This window comes from Rhodovarius crocodyli (assembly GCF_004005855.1).
GTDB classification, from domain to species: Bacteria; Pseudomonadota; Alphaproteobacteria; order Acetobacterales; family Acetobacteraceae; genus Rhodovarius; species Rhodovarius crocodyli.
Genome location: NZ_SACL01000008.1, coordinates 42,278 through 62,717 on the forward strand (window position 1 = coordinate 42,278; position 20,440 = coordinate 62,717).

The 20,440-nt window shown below is 67.2% G+C and carries 13 protein-coding genes; 5 read left to right on the top strand and 8 right to left on the bottom strand.

Features of this window, described 5'->3' with window-relative positions; genetic code table 11:
* Positions 1 to 130: 130 nt before the first annotated feature.
* The 6 genes from rpoC to rplK all read right to left on the bottom strand — a co-directional run bounded on the left by rpoC (position 131) and on the right by rplK (position 11,261).
* Positions 131 to 4,399, bottom strand: coding sequence for a DNA-directed RNA polymerase subunit beta' (gene rpoC, locus EOD42_RS19550; RefSeq protein ID WP_127789266.1), 4,269 nt, complete (start codon positions 4,397 to 4,399; stop codon positions 131 to 133).
* Between the two features lie 94 nt (positions 4,400 to 4,493).
* Complete coding sequence (gene rpoB, locus EOD42_RS19555; RefSeq protein ID WP_127789267.1) at positions 4,494 to 8,681, bottom strand: DNA-directed RNA polymerase subunit beta; 4,188 nt, start codon at positions 8,679 to 8,681, stop codon at positions 4,494 to 4,496.
* Between the two features lie 155 nt (positions 8,682 to 8,836).
* Positions 8,837 to 9,217 carry a 50S ribosomal protein L7/L12 gene (gene rplL / locus EOD42_RS19560; RefSeq protein WP_127789268.1) on the bottom strand — a complete coding sequence of 127 codons (381 nt, stop codon included), beginning with the start codon at positions 9,215 to 9,217 and terminating at the stop codon, positions 8,837 to 8,839.
* A gap of 90 nt (positions 9,218 to 9,307) precedes the next feature.
* On the bottom strand, positions 9,308 to 9,823 hold the full coding sequence (gene rplJ / locus EOD42_RS19565) for a 50S ribosomal protein L10 (protein WP_127789269.1): 516 nt from the start codon (positions 9,821 to 9,823) through the stop codon (positions 9,308 to 9,310).
* A gap of 300 nt (positions 9,824 to 10,123) precedes the next feature.
* A complete protein-coding gene (gene rplA / locus EOD42_RS19570) occupies positions 10,124 to 10,822 on the bottom strand; it encodes a 50S ribosomal protein L1 (RefSeq protein ID WP_127789270.1) in 699 nt (232 codons plus the stop codon).
* Positions 10,823 to 10,826: 4 nt separating this feature from the next.
* The gene (gene rplK / locus EOD42_RS19575; RefSeq protein ID WP_127789271.1) at positions 10,827 to 11,261 is read right to left on the bottom strand and encodes a 50S ribosomal protein L11; all 435 of its coding nucleotides are present in this window, start codon (positions 11,259 to 11,261) and stop codon (positions 10,827 to 10,829) included.
* A gap of 332 nt (positions 11,262 to 11,593) precedes the next feature.
* Here rplK and EOD42_RS19580 point away from each other — a divergent pair, with 332 nt between their 5' ends.
* Positions 11,594 to 14,059, top strand: a complete 2,466-nt coding sequence (locus tag EOD42_RS19580) for a putative bifunctional diguanylate cyclase/phosphodiesterase (RefSeq protein WP_127789272.1) — start codon at positions 11,594 to 11,596, stop codon at positions 14,057 to 14,059.
* A gap of 6 nt (positions 14,060 to 14,065) precedes the next feature.
* On the opposite strand, the gene EOD42_RS19585 is transcribed toward EOD42_RS19580, so the two are convergent.
* Positions 14,066 to 14,401, bottom strand: a complete 336-nt coding sequence (locus EOD42_RS19585; RefSeq protein WP_127789273.1) for a phage holin family protein — start codon at positions 14,399 to 14,401, stop codon at positions 14,066 to 14,068.
* A gap of 144 nt (positions 14,402 to 14,545) precedes the next feature.
* Here EOD42_RS19585 and EOD42_RS19590 point away from each other — a divergent pair, with 144 nt between their 5' ends.
* Positions 14,546 to 16,171, top strand: a complete 1,626-nt coding sequence (locus tag EOD42_RS19590; RefSeq protein ID WP_127789274.1) for a long-chain-fatty-acid--CoA ligase — start codon at positions 14,546 to 14,548, stop codon at positions 16,169 to 16,171.
* Here EOD42_RS19590 and serB read toward each other — a convergent pair whose 3' ends face one another.
* Positions 16,172 to 17,065, bottom strand: a complete 894-nt coding sequence (gene serB, locus EOD42_RS19595) for a phosphoserine phosphatase SerB (protein ID WP_127789275.1) — start codon at positions 17,063 to 17,065, stop codon at positions 16,172 to 16,174.
* Between the two features lie 12 nt (positions 17,066 to 17,077).
* Between serB and miaA the strand changes: the two genes are divergently transcribed.
* Genes miaA through ilvN form a run of 3 tightly spaced genes read left to right on the top strand, consistent with a single transcriptional unit; the run spans position 17,078 to position 20,411 of the window.
* Positions 17,078 to 18,052: a tRNA (adenosine(37)-N6)-dimethylallyltransferase MiaA gene (gene miaA / locus EOD42_RS19600; RefSeq protein WP_206020403.1), complete on the top strand. Its 975-nt coding sequence runs from the start codon at positions 17,078 to 17,080 to the stop codon at positions 18,050 to 18,052.
* 35 nt (positions 18,053 to 18,087) lie between these two features.
* On the top strand, positions 18,088 to 19,890 hold the full coding sequence (locus EOD42_RS19605; RefSeq protein ID WP_127789277.1) for an acetolactate synthase 3 large subunit: 1,803 nt from the start codon (positions 18,088 to 18,090) through the stop codon (positions 19,888 to 19,890).
* A gap of 5 nt (positions 19,891 to 19,895) precedes the next feature.
* Positions 19,896 to 20,411, top strand: coding sequence for an acetolactate synthase small subunit (gene ilvN, locus EOD42_RS19610; RefSeq protein ID WP_127789278.1), 516 nt, complete (start codon positions 19,896 to 19,898; stop codon positions 20,409 to 20,411).
* Positions 20,412 to 20,440 lie beyond the last annotated feature (29 nt).

A 20,440-nucleotide genomic window follows, 5' to 3' on the forward strand; every position in this document is an offset into this window, starting at 1 on the left:
CTAACTACGGGCACCGGGCCCATGAGTCAAGCGAAGCCTCCTCATAAAACGGAATGGGGCGGTGCAGCCTTTGCAATGCTGCACCGCCCCATTGAAAATACACGGGAAAAAGGGGCCGGAGCCCCTCCCCTCACTCCGCTGCGGCGGGCGATTCGGGGGCGGGAATCGCCCCCTGCGACGCCGGCAGCTGGCCCTTGTCGCGCTGGGCCGCGAGGGCACGCAGGCGGTTCATCACCGAACCCGTGCCGGCGGGGATCAGACGGCCCACGATCACGTTCTCCTTCAGGCCCTGCAGCACGTCGACCTTGCCCGCCGTGGCGGCCTCGGTCAGCACGCGGGTCGTCTCCTGGAACGACGCGGCAGAGATGAAGGACTGCGTCTGCAGCGACGCCTTGGTGATGCCCTGCAGCACCGGCTCGGCGCGGGCAGGACGTTCCTTGGCGAAGATCCGCTTCTCGTTCTCGATCTCGAACTCGATGCGGTCCACCTGCTCCCCGATCAGGTAGGTGGTGTCGCCCGGATCCAGGATCTCGACCTTCTGCAGCATCTGGCGAACGATCACCTCGATGTGCTTGTCGTTGATCTTCACGCCCTGGAGTCGATAGACGTCCTGGATCTCGTTCACGAGGTAGTTCGCGAGAGCCTCGACGCCCAGAACCCGCAGGATGTCGTGCGGAACGCGGGGGCCGTCCACCAGCGGGTCACCCGCCTTGACGTAGTCGCCTTCCTGCACGGACACGTGCTTGCCCTTGGGCACCAGGTACTCGCGCTCGATCCCCGGCTCGTCGCCCTGGGCGTCGGCCTTCACGATGATGCGGCGCTTGGCCTTGTAGTCCTTGCCGAATTCGACGCGGCCATCGATCTCGCTGATGATCGCGGCATCCTTCGGACGACGGGCCTCGAACAGCTCCGCCACGCGCGGCAGACCGCCCGTGATGTCGCGGGTCTTGGACGATTCGCGCGGCAGGCGGGCCACCACGTCACCGGCCGAGACCTGCATGCCGTTGTCGGCCGACAGCACCGTGTCGGGCGTGAGGAAGTAGATGGCGTCGCCACCCGTCACGCGCTTCAGCAGGCTGCCGTTGCTGTCCTTCAGCAGCAGGCGCGGGCGCAGATCGGCGCCCTTGGCGTTGGACTTGTAGTCCACCACCACCTTGCTGGACATGCCGGTCACGTCGTCGGTGCGCTCCACCATGGTCACGCCTTCGATCAGGTCGGCGTATTCCACGGTACCGGAGGTTTCCGTGAGGATCGGAAGGGTGAACGGGTCCCATTCGGCCAGCTTCTGGCCGCGCGTGACCTGGTCGCCTTCCTTGATCAGCATCTTCGCGCCGTAGGGCACGCGGAAGCGGGCACGCTCACGGTTGTTGGCGTCGACCAGCGCGATTTCGCAGTTACGGCTCATGACCACCGGGGTGCCCGAGGAGTTCACCACGATGTTCAGGTTGTAGATGCGTGCCGCGGCATCCGCGGTCGCCTCCACGGCCGACTGCTCGGCACCACGCTGCGCGGCGCCACCGATGTGGAAGGTGCGCATCGTCAGCTGCGTGCCGGGCTCACCGATCGACTGGGCCGCGATCACGCCCACGGCCTCACCGGCGTTGACGGGCGTGCCGCGCGCCAGGTCACGGCCATAGCACTTGGCGCAGACACCGGTACGCGCGTCGCAGGTCAGCACGGAGCGGATGTAGGTCTCCTCCACGCCGGCCTTCTCGATGCGCTCGGCATCGGCTTCCTCGACCAGCTCGCCCTGGGCCAGCAGCACCTCGCCCGTCGCCGGGTCGATCACGTCGCGCTGCATGGTGCGGCCCAGGATACGCTCGGACAGCGGGCTCACGACCTCGCCGCCATCCATCACGGCGCGGACGGTGATGCCCTTTTCCGTGCCGCAATCGGGGATGACGATGATGCTGTCCTGCGCCACGTCCACCAGACGGCGGGTCAGGTAACCCGAGTTCGCCGTCTTGAGCGCCGTGTCGGCCAGGCCCTTACGGGCACCGTGGGTGGAGTTGAAGTACTCCAGCACGGTCAGGCCTTCCTTGAAGTTCGAGATGATCGGCTGCTCGATGATCTCGCCGGAGGGCTTGGCCATCAGGCCGCGCATGCCGGCCAGCTGACGCATCTGCGTCGGCGAACCACGCGCACCGGAATGCGACATCATCCAGATGGAGTTCGTCGTCTTGCCGACCTCCTGACGGGAGATCTCCTTCATCATGGCCGAGGCCACGGCGTCGGTGCAGCGCGACCAGGCGTCGACCACCTTGTTGTAGCGCTCACCGGAGGTGATCAGGCCGTCGAGGTACTGCTGCTCGAACTCCTTCACCTCGGACTTGGTCTTGGCGATCAGCTCCGCCTTCTCGGGCGGGATCACCATGTCGTCCTTGCCGAAGGAGATGCCGGCACGCGCCGCCTGGCGGAAGCCCAGGCCCATCAGGCGGTCAGCGAAGATCACCGATTCCTTCTGGCCGCAATGGCGGTAGACGGTGTCGATGACGTCGGAGACGTTCTTCTTGGTCAGCAGGCGGTTGACCAGGCTGTAGGGCGTGCGGGGATCCTTGGGCAGCAGGTTGCCCATCATCAGGCGGCCCGGCGTGGTCAGCACCGTGTCCATGGTGGCATCACCCACCATGCGCGGGGCCGGCACGCGCGCCAGGATCGCGCTGTGGACGCGGATGACGCCGGCGGCCAGCGCCTGCTCCACCTCACCCATGCCGCGATAGATCTGCGGGCGGTAGTTCAGCGCCTCGATCTCGTCCTCGGACAGGCCCTTGCCGCCCTTCTCGGTCGCGGAGGCGACGAGCGCCTTCACTTCTTCGATGCGGGTCTTGGCCACGTTGAACTCGGGCGTGTCGAGGCTGAGGAAGTACAGGCCCAGCACGATGTCCTGGGACGGCACGATGATCGGCTTGCCGTTCGCGGGGCTGAGGATGTTGTTGGTCGACATCATCAGCACACGCGCTTCCAGCTGGGCCTCAAGGCTCAGCGGGACGTGCACGGCCATCTGGTCACCGTCGAAGTCCGCGTTGAAGGCGGTGCAGACCAGCGGGTGCAGCTGGATCGCCTTGCCTTCGACCAGCGTCGGCTCGAAGGCCTGGATGCCCAGGCGGTGCAGCGTCGGCGCGCGGTTCAGCATCACGGGATGCTCGCGGATCACTTCCTCCAGGATGTCCCACACCTCGGGACGCTCCTTTTCCACCATCCGCTTCGCGGCCTTGATGGTGGTGGCGTGACCGTACTTCTCGAGCTTGGAGTAGATGAACGGCTTGAACAGCTCGAGCGCCATCTTCTTCGGCAGGCCACACTGGTGCAGCTTCATCTCGGGGCCGACCACGATGACCGAGCGGCCGGAGTAGTCGACGCGCTTGCCGAGCAGGTTCTGACGGAAGCGGCCCTGCTTGCCCTTCAGCATGTCGGACAGCGACTTCAGCGGGCGCTTGTTGGCACCCGTGATGGCGCGGCCGCGGCGGCCGTTGTCGAACAGCGCGTCGACGGCTTCCTGCAGCATGCGCTTTTCGTTGCGCACGATGATGTCCGGCGCGCGCAGCTCGATCAGCCGCTTCAGACGGTTGTTGCGGTTGATGACGCGACGATACAGGTCGTTCAGGTCAGAGGTCGCGAAGCGGCCACCGTCCAGCGGCACCAGCGGGCGCAGCTCGGGCGGGATCACGGGCACGACGTCCATGATCATCCACTCGGGGCGCGAACCGCTCTCGAGGAAGGCCTCGATCAGCTTCAGGCGCTTCACGAGCTTCTTGCGCTTGGCCTCGGAGGTGGTCTCCTTCAGCTCGGCGCGCAGGCGCACCGCGTCCTTGTCCAGGTCGCAGCCGGTCAGGATCTGCTTCACCGCCTCGGCGCCGATGCCGACCGTGAAGGCGTCCTCGCCGAACTCGTCCAGCTTGTTCTGGTACTGGTCCTCGCTAACCAGCTGATGCAGCTTGAGGTCGGTCAGGCCCGGCTCGAGCACCACATAGGACTCGAAGTACAGGACCTTCTCCAGGTCCTTCAGCGTCATGTCGACCATCAGGCCGACGCGGGACGGCAGGGACTTCAGGAACCAGATGTGCGCCACGGGCGAGGCGAGCTCAATGTGGCCCATGCGCTCACGGCGCACCTTGGCCAGCGTGACCTCGACGCCGCACTTCTCGCAGACGATGCCGCGGAACTTCATGCGCTTGTACTTGCCGCACAGGCACTCGTAGTCCTTGATCGGACCAAAGATGCGCGCGCAGAACAGGCCGTCACGTTCCGGCTTGAAGGTGCGGTAGTTGATGGTCTCGGGCTTCTTGATCTCGCCGTAGGACCAGCTGCGCACCTGCTCGGGAGAGGCGATGGTGATCTTGATCTGATCGAAGCTAACCGACTGGCCCGTCTGGCCCAGAATCTTCATCAGTTCATTCATGGCGCTCTCAGCTCCATCCTGCCCTGGGGAACAACCCGGGGCGGTGAAAAGGGTAGTCGCGGCCGGCGCATCCGATGCGCCGGCCTGTCAGGAATCACTCGTTGCCGGTCTCGAGCTCGACGTTCAGGCCCAGGCTCTTCAGTTCCTTGACCAGCACGTTGAAGCTTTCGGGGATGCCGGCCTCGAAGCTGTCCTGGTCGCGGACGATGGCCTCGTAGACCTTCGTGCGGCCGGCCACGTCGTCCGACTTCACCGTGAGCATTTCCTGCAGCGTATAGGCGGCACCATAGGCCTCCAGGGCCCAGACCTCCATTTCGCCGAAGCGCTGGCCACCGAACTGCGCCTTACCACCCAGCGGCTGCTGCGTGACGAGCGAGTAGGGGCCGATCGAGCGGGCGTGGATCTTGTCGTCGACCAGGTGGTGCAGCTTCAGCATGTAGATGTAGCCGACCGTGGTCTTGCGCTCGAACGGCTCACCCGTGCGGCCATCGATCAGCTGCATCTGGCCCGAGCTGTGCAGCCCGGCCTTGCCCAGCATGCCCTCGATGTCGCTGATGCGGGCACCGTCGAACACCGGCGTCGCGATGGGGATGCCCTTCTTCAGGTTATCGCCCAGCTCGAACAGCTGATCCTCGCTCATCGGCGCGATGTCGCGCTCGAAGATCTCCTCGCCGTAGACGTCCTTCAGCTTGGCCAGCAGTTCCTCGCGCACGCCGGAGTGGCGGCGGTATTCCTCCACCAGCTCACCGACATGACGGCCGAGGGTCGCGCAGGCCCAGCCCAGGTGCGTCTCAAGGATCTGACCGATGTTCATGCGCGAGGGCACGCCCAGCGGGTTCAGCACCAGGTCCATCTGGGTGCCGTCCTCAAGGAACGGCATGTCCTCCAGCGGGACCACGCGAGAGACGACACCCTTGTTGCCGTGACGGCCGGCCATCTTGTCGCCCGGCTGCAGCTTGCGCTTCACCGCCACGAACACCTTGACCTGCTTCATCACGCCGGGCGGCAGCTCGTCGCCGCGCTGCAGCTTCTCGACCTTGCTCTCGAAGCGCTTCTGCAGCTTCTCGACCGCGGCGTCGAACTCGCGCTTCATGGCCTCGATCTCGGCCATCACCGCGTCGTCCTGCACGCCGATCTGGCGCCAGGTGGCCGGGGCGAACTGCTCCAGCACATCGTCGGTCAGGGGCGTGCCGGGCTTGATCGCCTTGAAGCCGCCGGAAGCCTTCCGGTTGATCAGGCGCTCACGCAGACGGCCGAAGAAGTTGCGCTCCAGGATGCCCTTCTCGTCGTCGCGGTCCTTGGCCAGACGCTCGACCTCGGCGCGCTCGATCGCCATGGCGCGCTCGTCCTTGTCGACGCCGCGGCGGTTGAACACGCGCACATCCACGATGGTGCCCGTGGTGCCCGGGGGCAGACGGAGCGAGCTGTCGCGGACGTCGGAAGCCTTCTCGCCGAAGATGGCGCGCAGCAGCTTCTCTTCCGGGGTCATCGGGCTTTCGCCCTTCGGCGTCACCTTGCCGACCAGGATGTCGCCCGGCTGCACCTCGGCACCCACATAGACGATGCCCGCCTCGTCGAGGTTGCGCAGGGCTTCCTCACCGACGTTGGGGATGTCGCGGGTGATTTCCTCCTGGCCCAGCTTGGTGTCGCGGGCGCTGACCTCGAACTCCTCGATGTGGATCGAGGTGAAGACGTCGTCGCGGGCGATACGCTCGCTGATGAGGATGGAGTCCTCGAAGTTGTAGCCGTTCCAAGGCATGAACGCGACGAGCACGTTCCGGCCCAGCGCCAGCTCGCCCAGCTCCGTGCTCGGGCCGTCGGCGATGATGTCGCCGGCGGAGACGCGGTCACCCACCTTCACCAGCGGGCGCTGGTTGATGCAGGTGGACTGGTTGGAGCGCTGGAACTTGCGCAGGCGATAGATGTCCACGCCGATGGTCTGGCCGTCACCGCCCGTCGCCCGCACCACAATGCGCGCGCCGTCGATCTGGTCGACCACGCCCTCGCGCTTGGCCGAGATCGCGGCGCCGGAGTCCTGCGCCACGGCCGCTTCCATGCCCGTGCCGACCAGCGGCGCGTCGGACTTCACCAGCGGCACCGCCTGGCGCTGCATGTTGGAGCCCATTAGCGCGCGGTTGGCGTCGTCGTTCTCAAGGAACGGGATCAGCGCGGCGGCGACGGAGACCAGCTGCTTCGGCGAGACGTCGATGGCCGTCACCTGCTCGGGCGGCACCAGGCGGAAGTCGCCAGACTGACGCACCGAGACCAGCTCGGACTTGAACTCACCGGTCGCGGCGTCGACCTCGGCATCGGCCTGGGCGACGATCAGCTTCTCCTCCTCCATGGCGGAGAGGTAGCGCGGCTCGCCGACGATCTTGCCGTCCTTCACCAGGCGGTACGGCGTCTCGATGAAGCCGTACTTGTTCACGCGGGCGAAGGTGGCCAGGCTGTTGATCAGACCGATGTTCGGGCCTTCCGGCGTCTCGATCGGGCAGATGCGGCCATAGTGGGTCGGGTGAACGTCACGAACCTCGAAGCCCGCGCGCTCACGCGTCAGACCGCCCGGGCCAAGCGCCGAGAGGCGGCGCTTGTGCGTCACTTCGGACAGCGGGTTGGTCTGGTCCATGAACTGGGACAGCTGCGAGGAGCCGAAGAACTCACGCACGGCGGCCGCGGCAGGCTTCGCGTTGATCAGGTCATGCGGCATCACGGTGTCGATATCGACCGACCCCATGCGCTCCTTGATCGCGCGCTCCATGCGCAGCAGGCCCAGGCGGTACTGATTTTCCATCAGCTCGCCGACCGAACGCACGCGGCGGTTGCCGAGGTTGTCGATGTCGTCGACCGAGCCCTTGCCGTCCTTCAGCTCAAGAAGGATGCGCAGGGTGGTGATGATGTCGTCCTTGCGCAGCGTGCGGATGGTGTCGGCCACCTCGTCGTTGCTGAAGCCCAGACGCATGTTCATCTTCACGCGGCCGACCGAGGACAGGTCGTAGCGCTCCAGATCGAAGAACAGGCCCTTGAACAGCGTCTCGGCCGTCTCCGGCGTCGGCGGCTCACCCGGGCGCATCACGCGATAGATGTCCATCAGCGCGTCGTCGCGGCCGGTGTTCTTGTCCACCATCAGCGTGTTGCGCAGCCAGGGGCCGACGGACTGGTCGATGGCCAGCGTCGGCAGGCTGTCGATGCCGGCATCCTCGATCGAGGTCAGGCGGGCTTCGGTGAGCTCCTCGCCGGCCTCGGCCCAGATCTCGCCGGTCTCGTAGTTCACCAGGTCCTCGGCCATGAAGCGGCCCAGCAGGTCCGCACGGCCGACCAGCACCTCGGTGGTGCCGCCCTCGGCGATCTTGCGGGCGGCGCGCGGGGTCAGCTTCGCGTCCTTCTCGGCCACGATGGCGCCCGTCTTGGCGTCGACCAGCGCTTCCATCAGCTTCAGGCCGCGGAACGCCTCGGGGTCATAGGGGCGGGCCCAGCCCTTCGGGCTGCGCGTGAAGGTCACCTGGCCGTAGAAGGCGTTCAGGATTTCCTCGGCGTCCATGCCGCGGATCTCGCCCGGCTCCAGCTCACGGCCCTGGGCGGCGGCGTCGGCGCGCTTCGCCTCGGTCGCGGCGCTGTCCAGCGCCAGCAGCAGGGTGGAGGCCGGCAGCTTGCGCTTGCGGTCGATGCGGACGTAGCAGATGTCCTTGGCGTCGAACTCGAAGTCCAGCCAGGAACCGCGATAGGGGATGACGCGCGCGGCGAACAGGTACTTGCCGCTGCTGTGCGTCTTGCCCTTGTCGTGGTCGAAGAACACGCCCGGGCTGCGGTGCATCTGGGAGACAATGACGCGCTCGGTGCCGTTCACGATGAAGGTGCCGTTGTCCGTCATCAGGGGCATGTCGCCCATGTAGACGTCCTGCTCCTTGATATCGCGGACGGAGCGGCTGCCGGTGTCCTCGTCGATATCCCACACGATCAGACGCAGGCGCAGCTTCAGGGGCGCCGCGAAGGTCAGGCCGCGCTGAATGCACTCTTCCACGTCATACTTCGGCTCCTCCAGCTCGTACTGGACGAATTCCAGCCGGCCGCGGCCACCGAAGTCATCGATGGGGAAAACGGATTTGAACACTTCCTGCAGGCCGGTCGGCGTGCGCTTGTCCGGCGGCGTATCCATCTGCAGGAACTGCGCATAGGAGGAGCGCTGCACATCGATCAGGTTGGGCATCGGCGCCACTTCGGGCAGACGCCCAAAGCTACGACGGATGCGCTTGCTGCCCTTGAACGGCTTGGAGATAGCGTTCATGCCTGTCCAGCTTCCTCAAATGACCAGCCCGGTAGGGCTGATGACCTATCAGGCCCGAAGGCCCCCTGAAACGCAGAGAGGGACGAGGACCCCGTGGTCCTCGCCCGCTCCCCGTAGTAAATACTGCGGCCCGGCCCGAAGGCCGGGCCACGAGATCACTTGACCTCGACCTTGGCGCCGTTCTCTTCCAGCACCTTCTTGATCTTGTCGGCTTCGTCCTTGGACACCGACTCCTTGATGGTCTTGGGCGCGCCCTCGACCAGGTCCTTGGCTTCCTTCAGGCCCAGGCCCGTGATGGCGCGGACTTCCTTGATGACGTTGATCTTCTTGTCGCCAGCGTCGGCCAGGATGACGGTGAACTCGGTCTGCGCTTCGGCAGCCGGGGCGGCAGCGCCACCAGCAGCCGGGGCAGCAGCCACGGCCACGGGAGCGGCGGCGGAAACGCCCCACTTCTCTTCGAGCAGCTTGGACAGCTCGGCAGCTTCGAGAACGGTCAGGCTGGACAGCTCGTCCACCAGCTTAACGAGATCGGCCATTTTCGTATTCCTTGAGATAAGGGCTTGACTTGGTTTTGACAACCCGGCCGGCGAAGATCGCCCTCAACCGGGTGCAAGAGTAGTTCCGGACTATGCGGCGTCCTTGTCGGCGTAAGCCTTGAACACCCGCGCCAGCTGCCCGCCAGGTGCCTGAAGCACCGAGGCGATGCGAGAAGCCGGGGTCTGGATGAGACCAACCAGCTGCGCGCGCAGCGTATCCAGCGAAGGCAGTTCGGCGAGGGCCTTGACGCCATCAAGCGTCAGGCTCTGGGTGCCGAGTGCCCCGCCGAGGATCACGAACTTGTCGTTCCCCTTGGCGAACTCCACGGCCGTCTTCGCCACCGCCACCGGGTCCGCGGACCACGCAAGCGCGGTCGGGCCCTTCAGCAGGGGAGAAATGGCCTGGAAGCGGGTGCCATCAAGTGCGCGCACGGCCAGGCGGTTCTTCGCGACCTTGTACGTCGCGCCCGCGTCCTTCATCTGGCGCCGCAACTTGTCGACGGCCTGAACCGTCAGACCGTCATTGCGAGCCACCAGAACGAAGGACGTGTCCGCGAAGATCGCGGCGAGCGACGTAACGAAGTTACGCTTTTCCGTCCTATCCACGTGTCGTCTCCGATGGTGGCCGGGGCACCGCGCCGCCTTTCGGCAAACCGCGATGAACCGGCCGGTTCACACGCGGGCCGCGTTGGTTTCCCACCACGGCCCATGGTTCGCCTGTCTCAGTAAAAGCCGGAACCCAAGCCAAGCCGGCAGTACCGGCATACCTTGGCGCCCCGCCTCCCGCCTGCGGATGGGTGTCCATCCATCAAGGGGCCATGCCCCGCATGCGTTCTCAGACAGGTTCGGAGGCCGGCGAGCCGGCCCCCTGCTCGGCCACCCTGTTCAGGTGGCACGCATCTTGTTTCAGGCCGCGCCGATGGTCGACACGTCGACCTTCACGCCAGCGCCCTGGGTGGAGGAGACCGCCACCTTCTTGACGTAGGTGCCCTTGGCACCCGCCGGGCGGGCCTTCTGGATCGCGTCCACGAAGGACTTCGCGTTCTCGACCAGCTTGGCGGCGTCGAAGGAAGCCTTGCCGATGCCGGCGTGCACGATACCGGCCTTCTCGGCGCGGAACTCGACCTGGCCGGCCTTGGCCGCCGTCACGGCGCCCTTGACGTCCATGGTCACGGTGCCCAGGCGGGGGTTCGGCATCAGGTTGCGCGGGCCCAGGATCTTACCCAGACGGCCGACCAGGGCCATCATGTCCGGGGTCGCGATGCAGCGATCGAAGTCGATCTTGCCTTCCTGCACGGCGGCCGCCAGCTCCTCGGCGCCGACCACGTCGGCACCGGCAGCCTTGGCTTCCTCGGCCTTCGGGCCGCGGGCGAACACGCCCACGCGCACGGTCTTGCCGGTGCCGTTCGGCAGGCCGACCACGCCGCGCACCATCTGGTCCGCATGGCGGGGGTCGACGCCCAGGTTCATCGAGATCTCGATCGTCTCGTCGAACTTCGCCTTCGCATTGGCCTTCACCAGCGCGATCGCCTCATCGAGGCCGTACAGCTTGTTCTCTTCGACAGTGGCCGCCAGGGCCTTCGCGCGCTTCGTCAGCTTCGCCATGGTCTCAGCCCTCCACCACGGTGACGCCCATGGCGCGGGCGGACCCGGCCAGCTGGCGCACGGCGGACTCGATCGTCGTGCAGTTCATGTCCTTCATCTTCACCTTGGCGATTTCCGCCAGCTGAGACTTGGTCACGCGGCCCACATTCGGGCCCTTGCCCGGGGTGGTGCTGCCCTTGTCGATCTTCGCGGCCTTCAGCAGGAAGTAGGTGTTCGGCGGCGTCTTCGTGACGAAGGAGAAGGTACGGTCGGAGAACGCGGTGATGACGACGGGGGTCGGGGTGCCCGGCTCCATCTGCTGCGTCGCCGCGTTGAATTCCTTCACGAACTGCATGATGTTCAGGCCGCGCTGACCCAGCGCCGGGCCGACCGGCGGGGACGGATTCGCCTTGCCCGCGGGGATCTGCAGCTTGATGTAGCCAATAATCTTTTTGGCCATGATCTATCCTCAACGTAACCCGGGACAAAATCCTCGAGGCCCGCGGTCCATGCGACATGGGCCAGATCCTGACGGACCCGGCCTCGTCTCCCGCGTTCCCCAGTGAATGCCACTGATGGGGCGCCGGGTGCATTCCCGGCGGGGCGCCGCTCTAGACCCTTTCGGAGGGGCTGTCCACCCCTGTCGCGTCATGCCGCGTGACGGGAAGCTGGAAATCCGCCCATGATTATCACGGAATCTTTTGCGGCGCACTTTGATCGCAAAAGGTTTAACTGGGCGCTAGACCCCAGGCCTATACTTCAGGGGCGCCAGCCATAGCCGGAGCCTGCTTCATGAGCCCGCCCGACCCGAGGGACATGTCGGCCGAGCCAGATGTCGCCCGGTCCAGCCAGCCTGCGGCAAAGCGCGGGCTCGGTGCATGGCTGCCCTCCGTCAGGCTCCGTACCGCCCTGCTGGTCGGCGGGCTGCTGCCGCCGCTGCTGGCCGCGCTCATGGCCGGCACCCTCAGCGCCGGCTTCGTGCAGCGCAACGCCTTGCAGGAAGCCCGGCTCAACCTCAGCCACGATGCCGACGGCGCCGTCGCCCTGCTGCATGACATGGCCGATTCCCTTGCCTTGTACGCGGCGGCCGCGGCCGACCGCAGCTCGATGGGCAGGGCGCTGGCCGGCGGTGAGGACCAGCCGGCGCTGGAGATGATCGACCGCACCCGGCGCAGCCTGCAGAGCGTGGGCAGCATGATCGAGGAGGTGGAGGCCATCAGGGTCGATGGCTCCGTGCTGGCCAGCACCATGGGCGATGCCGCCCGCGGGCGCTTCCGCGAGGATCTGATCGGCCCGATGACCACCGCCGGGGAGCCCGACGCCCAGGCCTTCACGCGCGTCATCGACGACCCCCGCGCGCCGGGCAGCTTCCTGCTGGCGGGCAATGCGCCCGTGATGTCCGACAGCGAGCATGTTGGCTGGATTTCCCTGGTACGGCGCGTGAACGCGCAGTTCGTCAGCGACCTGGCCAAGCTGTCCCGCCGTGACCTGCTTCTCGTCTCGTCGGATGGGCTGGTCGCCGGCACCATCACCGTCAATCCCGATTCGCTGTTCCGCCAGTGGCGCGGCCCGTCCGAGACCGAGGCGCGCCCCATGGTCCTGGCCGGCAACCGCTTCATCACGCTCTATCGCCACCTGAACATTCCCGGCAGCGACCTGGGCGTGCTGCTGCTGTGGCCCCAGGCGGATGTGGACCGCCCCGGCAACCTGGCCGTCGGCGCCATCGTGCTGTCCGTGCTGTTCGTGCTGTTCCTGGTCATTCCCGCCGTGGCCTTCCTCGGCGCCCGGCTAGCCCGGCGGTTGCACACCCTCAGCGTCATGTTCACGGAGCTGGGCGAGGGGCGGAAGTCGTCGCAGCTGGCCTCCGGCGACATGCCCATGATCCAGGAGCTGCGGGACCTGCGCAGGGCCACGGAGCTGTTCCGCGAGAACCTGGCCGAGCGGGAGCGCCTGACGGAGCGCCTCAGCTGGATGGCGAATTTCGACGCGCTGACCCGCCTGCCGAACCGCGCGCTGTTCCAGGACCGCCTGCAGCAATCCCTGGCGGCCGCCCCGCGGGAGGGCCGCACGATCGCCCTGCTCTGCCTCGATCTCGACCGCTTCAAGGAGGTGAACGACACGCTGGGCCATGCCGCCGGCGACCAGCTGCTGCGCCGGATCGCGGAGCGGCTCGAGCTCTGCATCCGCTCCGCCGACACCGTGGCCCGGCTGGGCGGCGACGAGTTCTCCATCCTCATGCCCGGCATCGAGGGCCCGGAGGAAGCCGAGATGCTGGCCCGCCGCGTGATCGGCGCGATCTCCATCCCGGTGGAGCTTGAAGGCAAGCACGCCGAGGTCGGCGTCTCGATCGGGATCGCCCTGAGTGACGGCAGCCACGCCCCGGCGACGCTGCAGCAGGAAGCGGATGTGGCGCTCTATGCCGCCAAGGCCGAGGGGCGGCGCACCTGGCGCTTCTTCGAGCCCGCGATGAACGAGGCGCAGCGCCGCCGCCGCGCGCTGGAAGCGGCGCTGCGCGAGGGGCTTCACCGCAATGAGTTCAGCGTGGTCTACCAGCCCCAGGTCAATCTCTCCTCCGGCCGCCTGACGGGGGCGGAGGCCCTGCTGAGGTGGCAGGATTCGAGCGGGACGCGCCACTCGCCCGCCGATTTCGTGCCCCTGGCCGAGGATACCGGCCTGATCCTGCCGATCGGCGAGTTCGTGCTGGCCGAAGCCTGCCGCTTCGGCGCGGTGCGGCCCTCCCTCCTCGTCGCGGTCAACGCCTCGGCGGTGCAGTTGAGGGAGCCGGGCTTCGCCAGGATGGTCGAGCGCACGCTGCAGCAAACGGGCATGAGCGCGTCGCGCCTGGAGATCGAGATGACCGAGACGGCGATCCTGCGCGACATGGAGGCGGTGATGTCCAACATCCGCCTGCTGCGGCACATGGGCGTGCGCATCGCGCTGGACGATTTCGGCACCGGCTTCTCCAGCCTGTCGCATCTGCGCCAGCTGGAATGCGACCGCATCAAGATCGACCGCAGCTTCGTGAAGGAGGTGGCCGAGCAGCCCCAGGCCCGGGCCATGGTCCGCGCCATGGTCGGCATGGCCAAGGCCGTGGGGGTGGAATTGATCGGCGAGGGTGTGGAAACCCCTGCCCAGGCCCGCGCCCTGCGCGAGGAAGAATGCGCGGAGGCGCAGGGGTTCCTGTTCGGCGCCCCGGTCAGTGCCGAGGAATTCGACCGCCTGCGCCTGGACCGCGGAGAGCTGGCCTCGGTCGATTGAGGCCGCTCAGTCGATCGTGCGGTTCACCAGCCAGGACACGATCGAGACGATGATCGCGCCGAAGAAGGCCGAGCCGAAGCCCGCCACCGTCATCCCCGGGATCAGCAGCGCCGTCAGCCCCAGCATGGCCGCGTTGATGACCAGCACGAAGAAGCCCAGCGTGATGATGGTGATGGGCAGCGACAGCAGCGCCAGCACCGGGCGTATGAAGCCGTTCACCAGGCCGAAGATGATGGCGGCGAAGAACAGGGCGAAGGGGCCGCTGAAGGCGATGCCGTCCAGCAGCATGTCCGCGCACCAGAAGGCGAAGGCGGTGATGACGGTCCGCGCCAGAAAACCCATGAAAATCTCTCCCTTCCGGAAAACGATGATGGATGCGGTGGCGTAACGCAGCCATCAGGGCCCGGTTGCGCCCATCGGTTGAGCTTGCAATGCGCGGCGGGAACTCCCGATAGTCCCTCCCAGAAAAAGACTAGGGAGGAACTCATGCACGGACTGATGCAGGAGCACCCGTTGCTCGTGTCGTCCATCCTGCGCCATGCGGCGCGCCATCACCGGGGCGCGCGCCTGGCCAGCCTGGATGCGTCCGGCCGGATGACGCGCAGCAGCTATCCGGAGGTGGCCGCCCGGGCGGCGCAGCTGGCCCATGGGCTGGCACGGCTGGGCGTGCGGCGCACCGACCGCGTGGCCACGCTGGCCTGGAACACCCTGCCGCATCTGGAGCTGTATTACGCGGTGTCGGGCAGCGGGGCGGTGCTGCACACCGTCAACCCGCGGCTGTTTCCCGAACAGATCGCCTTCATCCTGAACGATGCGCAGGACACCGCACTGTTCGTCGATGCCTCCCTGCTGCCGGTGCTGGAGAAGATCGCGGACCGGCTGCCGCCCAGCCTGCGCGCCGTGGTGGTGCTGGGTGCGGGGCAGGCCCCTGCCCTGTCGGTGCCGGTGTTGAGCTACGACCAGCTGATCGGCGGAGAGGACAGCGACTACGACTGGCCCGCGCTGGATGAGCGGGCGGCGAGCTCTCTCTGCTACACCTCCGGCACCACGGGCGAGCCGAAGGGGGTGCTGTATTCCCATCGCTCCACCGTCCTGCACGCCATGGCGGCCATCCAGCCGGATGTCTTTGCCCTGCGGGCGCTCGATACGGTGATGCCGGTGGTGCCGATGTTCCATGTGAACGCCTGGGGCCTGCCCTATGCCGCGCCCATGGCCGGCAGCGGGCTGGTGCTGCCGGGGCCGAAGCTGGACCCGGCCAGCCTGCACACCCTGTTCGAGGGCGAGGGCGTGACCTTCAGCGCCGGCGTGCCCACGCTCTGGACCGCCCTGCTGCAATGGCTGCAGGCCGAGCCCCACCGTCGCTTCGCCCATCCTCCCCGGCTGGTGGTGGGCGGCACGGCCCTGCCCGTGGCCGTGACCGAGGCCTTCCTGAAGCAATACGGCGTCTCCATCCTGCATGCCTGGGGCATGACGGAGATCAGCCCGCTTGGGTCCACCAATTCCCGCAAGGCGGAGACCGCCCATTGGTCGGAGGATGAGTTCCTCCGCTACTCCCGCAAGCAGGGGCGGCCGCATTTCGGCGTGGACTATCGCGTGCTGGACGATGCCGGCCAGCCCATTGCCCAGGACGACAAGGCCTTCGGGGAGTTGCAGGTGCAGGGCCACTGGGTGGCCAGCGGCTACTTCAACCGCGCCCATGACCACGCCTTCACCGAGGATGGCTGGATGCGCACCGGCGATGTCGTGACGCTGGACCCGCTGGGCGCCATCGAGATCGTGGACCGCGCCAAGGACGTCATCAAATCCGGCGGGGAGTGGATCAGCTCCATCGCGCTCGAGAACCTGGCGCTGAAGCACCCGGACGTGGCGCAGGCGGCCGTGATCGCGGTGCATCACCCGAAGTGGGATGAGCGCCCGCTGCTGCTGGTGGTGCCCAAGCCCGGCACCACCCCCTGCGCGAAGTCCATCCTGGGCATCTATGAGGGCCAGGTGGCGAAGTGGTGGGTGCCGGATGCGGTGGAATTCGTCGAATCCCTGCCGATGACCGCGACCGGCAAGCCCTGGAAGGCCGAGATGAAGAAGCAGTGGCAGAGCTACAGCCTGCCCGGCTGATCAGCCGGCCTTGATCTCGGCTGCCCGATAACCCTGCGCGAACAGCAGGCCGCGCAGGTCGGCATGGTTCAGGCGGAAGCGGGCCTCGGCCTGAACGCTGGGCTTGGCGTGATAGGCCACACCCAGCCCGGCCGCGAGCAGCATGGGCAGGTCGTTCGCGCCGTCACCCACGGTCACGGCCTCATTCAGCGACAGGCCCAGCCCGGCCGCCAGGCGCTTCAGCGTGGCCAGCTTGGCGTCCTTGTCCAGGATGGGGTCCGCCACGGTGCCGGTCAGGCGGCCGGCCTCGATCTCCAGCACGTTGGAATGGTGCTCATGGAAGCCCACCAGCGCGGCGACGCGGCCGGTGAAGAAGGTGAAGCCGCCGGAAACCAGCGCGGTATGCGCCCCGCCGGCGCGCATGGTGGCCAGCAGCTCACGGGCGCCGGGCATCAGCTCCGTGGTGGCCCAGGTGCGCTCCAGCGCGGCTTCCTCCAGCCCCTTCAGCATCGCCACGCGCTCACGCAGGGCGGCCTTGAAATCCAGCTCGCCGTTCATCGCGCGGGCGGTGATGGCGGCGATCTTCTCCTTCAGCCCGGCCTCGGCGGCCAGTTCGTCCAGCGTCTCGCTGGTGACGATGGTGCTGTCCATATCGGCCAGCAGCAGCTTCTTGCGGCGGGTCTCGGCGGGCTGAGCGATGGCGTCCACCGGGGCCTCGCCCAGCGCCTGCCGGGCGGCGGCCATGGCGGGCTCCGGCGCCAGGTTCGCGAAGGAGATGTCCACCGCCTCGCCCTCCGACAGCCAGTCGGGGGTGCCGCAATCGGCGCCGAGAACGTCCAATGCCCGGCGAATCCCGGGAAGCAGATTGGCGGAAAGCGCGCCCTGGGGCGCGACAAGCGTGAGGATATGCGGCATGGCGGGCGGACCATGCAGAAGCCGGCCCCTGGGCGCAAGCCGCCCGCACTTATCGTCTGCGGCCCGACCACCAGCGGCAAGTCGGCGCTGGCGCTGGAACTTGCCGAGCGGTTCGGCGGCACGGTGATCAACGCGGACGCCATGCAGTGCTATGCCGGGCTGCGCGTCATCACCGCCCAGCCGGGACCGGAGGACGAGGCCCGCGCGCCGCATCGCCTTTATGGCGTGCGCGACCCTTCCCGGCCCGCCGATGTCGCCTGGTGGCGGCAGGCCGCGCTGGCGGAGATGGAGCGCGCGGCGCTGCCCATCCTGTGCGGCGGCACCGGCATGTATCTGCGCGCGCTGACCCAGGGCATTTCCGCCCTGCCGGAGGTATCGGAGGCCGCGCGCGCCGAAGCGCGCGCCCTGCTGGCGGAACGCGGCCCCGAGGCGGTGCACGCCCTGCTGGATGCCGAGACCGCGGCCAAGCTGCGCCCCGGCGACAGCCAGCGCGTGACCCGCGCGCTGGAAATCCAGATCTCGACGGGCCGGGGCCTGGCATCCTGGCAGCGCGAGGCGCCGGTGCTGCCCCCTGCCCCCTGGGCCTTCGGCGCCATCCTGCTGGACCCGCCGCGCGAGGCCCTGCGCGCGGCCATCGCCGCCCGCTTCGACGCCATGCTCGCCGGCGGCGCGATCGAGGAGGTGCGCGCCCTGCTGCACCTCGATCCCGCCCTGCCCGCCATGCGCGCGCATGGCGTGCCGGAGCTGGCAGCCATGCTTCGCGCGGAAATGACTCCCGCCCAGGCACGGGATCGGGCCATCCTCAACACCGGGCAATACACCAAGCGCCAGGCCACCTGGTTCCGCCACCAGGCGCTGGTGGCCCCGAACGCCTTGCATATGATCCATGCGCGCTTCGCGGGACTTGCGCAATTTTCGGAAAGTGAACAGGAAAAATTGGTCACTTTCGTGCGTCGCGCGGTTGACGCTGCATCGCAGGACGAATAGGTAAGCCTCGTAAACGCCAACCAGACGGGAATATCATGTCCGCCATCACCACCCCTGCACCTGCCACCACGGATCTGCGTCCGGGTGCCGAGGTCATCCTTCAGGCACTGAAGGAGCAGGGCGTAGAGGTGATCTTCGGCTATCCGGGCGGTTCCGTACTCCCGATCTATGACGCGCTGTTCCAGCAGAACGCCATCCGCCACATCCTGGTCCGCCACGAGCAGGCCGCGGTGCATGCGGCCGAGGGCTATGCCCGTTCCACCGGCAAGGTGGGCGTTGTGCTGGTCACCTCCGGCCCCGGTGCCACCAATGCCGTCACCGGCCTGGTGGATGCGCTGCTGGACAGCATTCCGCTGGTCTGCCTGACCGGCCAGGTGCCGACGCACCTGATCGGCAATGATGCCTTCCAGGAGGCCGACACCACCGGCATCACCCGCCCCGCCACCAAGCACAACTACCTGGTGAAGCGCAGCGAGGACCTGTCGCGCACGGTGCATGAGGCCTTCCATGTCGCGCGCTCGGGCCGCCCCGGCCCGGTCGTGATCGACCTGCCGAAGGACATCCTGATCAAGCCGGCCCCCTATACCGAGGCCCCGCCGGCCAGCGTGCCCCACCGCAGCTACCGCCCGCAGGTGGAGCCCGATGCGGCGCGCATCAAGGAAGCCGTGGCCCTGCTGAAGGGTGCGAAGCGCCCGGTGATCTATGCCGGCGGCGGCGTGATCAATGCGGGCCCCGAGGCATCGCGCCTGCTGGGTGAGTTCACCCACATGACGGGCATGCCCTGCACCAACACGCTGATGGGGCTCGGCGCCTTCCCCGCCAGCGACCCGCATTTCCTGGGCATGCTGGGCATGCACGGCACGGTCGAGGCCAACCTCGCCATGCACGGCTGCGACGTAATGCTGAACATCGGCGCGCGCTTCGATGACCGCGTGACCGGGCGGCTGGACAAGTTCAGCCCGGATTCCAAGAAGATCCACGCGGATATCGACCCGTCCTCCATCAACAAGAACGTCAAGGTCGACGTGGCGATCGTGGGCGATGCCGGGCGGACGCTCGCCGCGCTGATCGAGGCCTGGAAGGCCGACAGCGCCGCCCAGGACAAGGAAGCCCTGGCCGGCTGGTGGCAGCAGATCAAGGAATGGCGCGCGAAGGACTGCCTCGCCTACAAGCAGCAGGGCCCGATCATCAAGCCGCAGCACGCGGTGAAGCGCCTGTTCGAGATCACGCGCGAGATGGGGCGTGAAACCATCATCTCGACCGAGGTGGGGCAGCACCAGATGTGGGCCGCGCAGTATTTCGGCTTCGACAAGCCGAACCGCTGGCTGACCTCGGGTGGGCTGGGCACCATGGGCTATGGCCTGCCGGCCGCCATGGGCGCGCAGATCGCGAACCCCGATGCGCTGTGCATCGACATCGCGGGCGAAGCCTCCATCCTGATGAACATCCAGGAAATGGGCACGCTGGCGCAGTACCGCCTGCCGGTGAAGGTGTTCATCCTGAACAACGAATACATGGGCATGGTGCGCCAGTGGCAGGAACTGCTGCATGGCGGGCGCTATTCCGAGAGCTATTCCGCCGCCCTGCCCGACTTCGTGAAGCTGGCCGAGAGCTTCCACGCCAAGGGGCTGCGCGCCGAGAACGCCGACCAGCTCGACAGCGTGATCCGCGAGATGATCGCCCATCCGGGCCCCGTCATCGCGGACATCCTGGTCGCGAAGGACGAGAACTGCTTCCCGATGATCCCGTCGGGGGCCGCCCATAACGAAATGATCCTTGGCCCGGACCAGGAGGGCAATGCCCGTTCTGTGACCGACGAAGGCAAGGTGCTGGTGTAAGAAACATGTCCGAGACGAATCAACGCTCCGCCACCATCGCGGTGCTGGTGGAGAACGAGGCCGGCGTGCTCGCGCGCGTCATCGGCCTGTTCTCCGGCCGCGGCTACAACATCGACAGCCTGACCGTGGCCCCGGTGGACGAGACCGGCCGCATCAGCCGCATCACCGTCGTGACCTCGGGCACCGAAATGGTGATCGAGCAGATCAAGGCGCAGCTCGATAGGCTGGTGCCGGTGCACAAGGTCAGCGACCTGTCGCTCGAAGGCCCGCACCTGACGCGTGAACTCGCGCTGATCAAGGTCGTGGCCCAGGGCGACGACCGGGTGGAGGCCCTGCGCCTGGCGGATGCCTTCCGCGCCCGGGTGGTGGACGCCACCACCGAGAGCTTCGTGTTCGAGATGACCGGCAATGCCGAGAAGATCGACGCCTTCTGCGCGCTGATGCGCCCGATCGGCCTGGCGGAAGTCAGCCGCACCGGTGCGGTGGCCATCGCACGGGGAACGCGGCATATCGCCGCCTGAACTTTTGCCTGTAGATTCAACGAGGAAGA

Excerpts from the sequence above, each read along its gene's own strand:
- rpoC (WP_127789266.1), bottom strand. The coding sequence starts at position 4,399 with ATGAATGAACTGATGAAGATTCTGGGCCAGACGGGCCAGTCGGTTAGC.
- rpoB (WP_127789267.1), bottom strand. The coding sequence starts at position 8,681 with ATGAACGCTATCTCCAAGCCGTTCAAGGGCAGCAAGCGCATCCGTCGT.
- rplL (WP_127789268.1), bottom strand. The coding sequence starts at position 9,217 with ATGGCCGATCTCGTTAAGCTGGTGGACGAGCTGTCCAGCCTGACCGTT.
- rplA (WP_127789270.1), bottom strand. The coding sequence starts at position 10,822 with ATGGCGAAGCTGACGAAGCGCGCGAAGGCCCTGGCGGCCACTGTCGAA.
- rplK (WP_127789271.1), bottom strand. The coding sequence starts at position 11,261 with ATGGCCAAAAAGATTATTGGCTACATCAAGCTGCAGATCCCCGCGGGC.
- EOD42_RS19580 (WP_127789272.1), top strand. The coding sequence starts at position 11,594 with ATGAGCCCGCCCGACCCGAGGGACATGTCGGCCGAGCCAGATGTCGCC.
- EOD42_RS19585 (WP_127789273.1), bottom strand. The coding sequence starts at position 14,401 with ATGGGTTTTCTGGCGCGGACCGTCATCACCGCCTTCGCCTTCTGGTGC.
- EOD42_RS19590 (WP_127789274.1), top strand. The coding sequence starts at position 14,546 with ATGCACGGACTGATGCAGGAGCACCCGTTGCTCGTGTCGTCCATCCTG.
- serB (WP_127789275.1), bottom strand. The coding sequence starts at position 17,065 with ATGCCGCATATCCTCACGCTTGTCGCGCCCCAGGGCGCGCTTTCCGCC.
- miaA (WP_206020403.1), top strand. The coding sequence starts at position 17,078 with ATGCAGAAGCCGGCCCCTGGGCGCAAGCCGCCCGCACTTATCGTCTGC.
- EOD42_RS19605 (WP_127789277.1), top strand. The coding sequence starts at position 18,088 with ATGTCCGCCATCACCACCCCTGCACCTGCCACCACGGATCTGCGTCCG.
- ilvN (WP_127789278.1), top strand. The coding sequence starts at position 19,896 with ATGTCCGAGACGAATCAACGCTCCGCCACCATCGCGGTGCTGGTGGAG.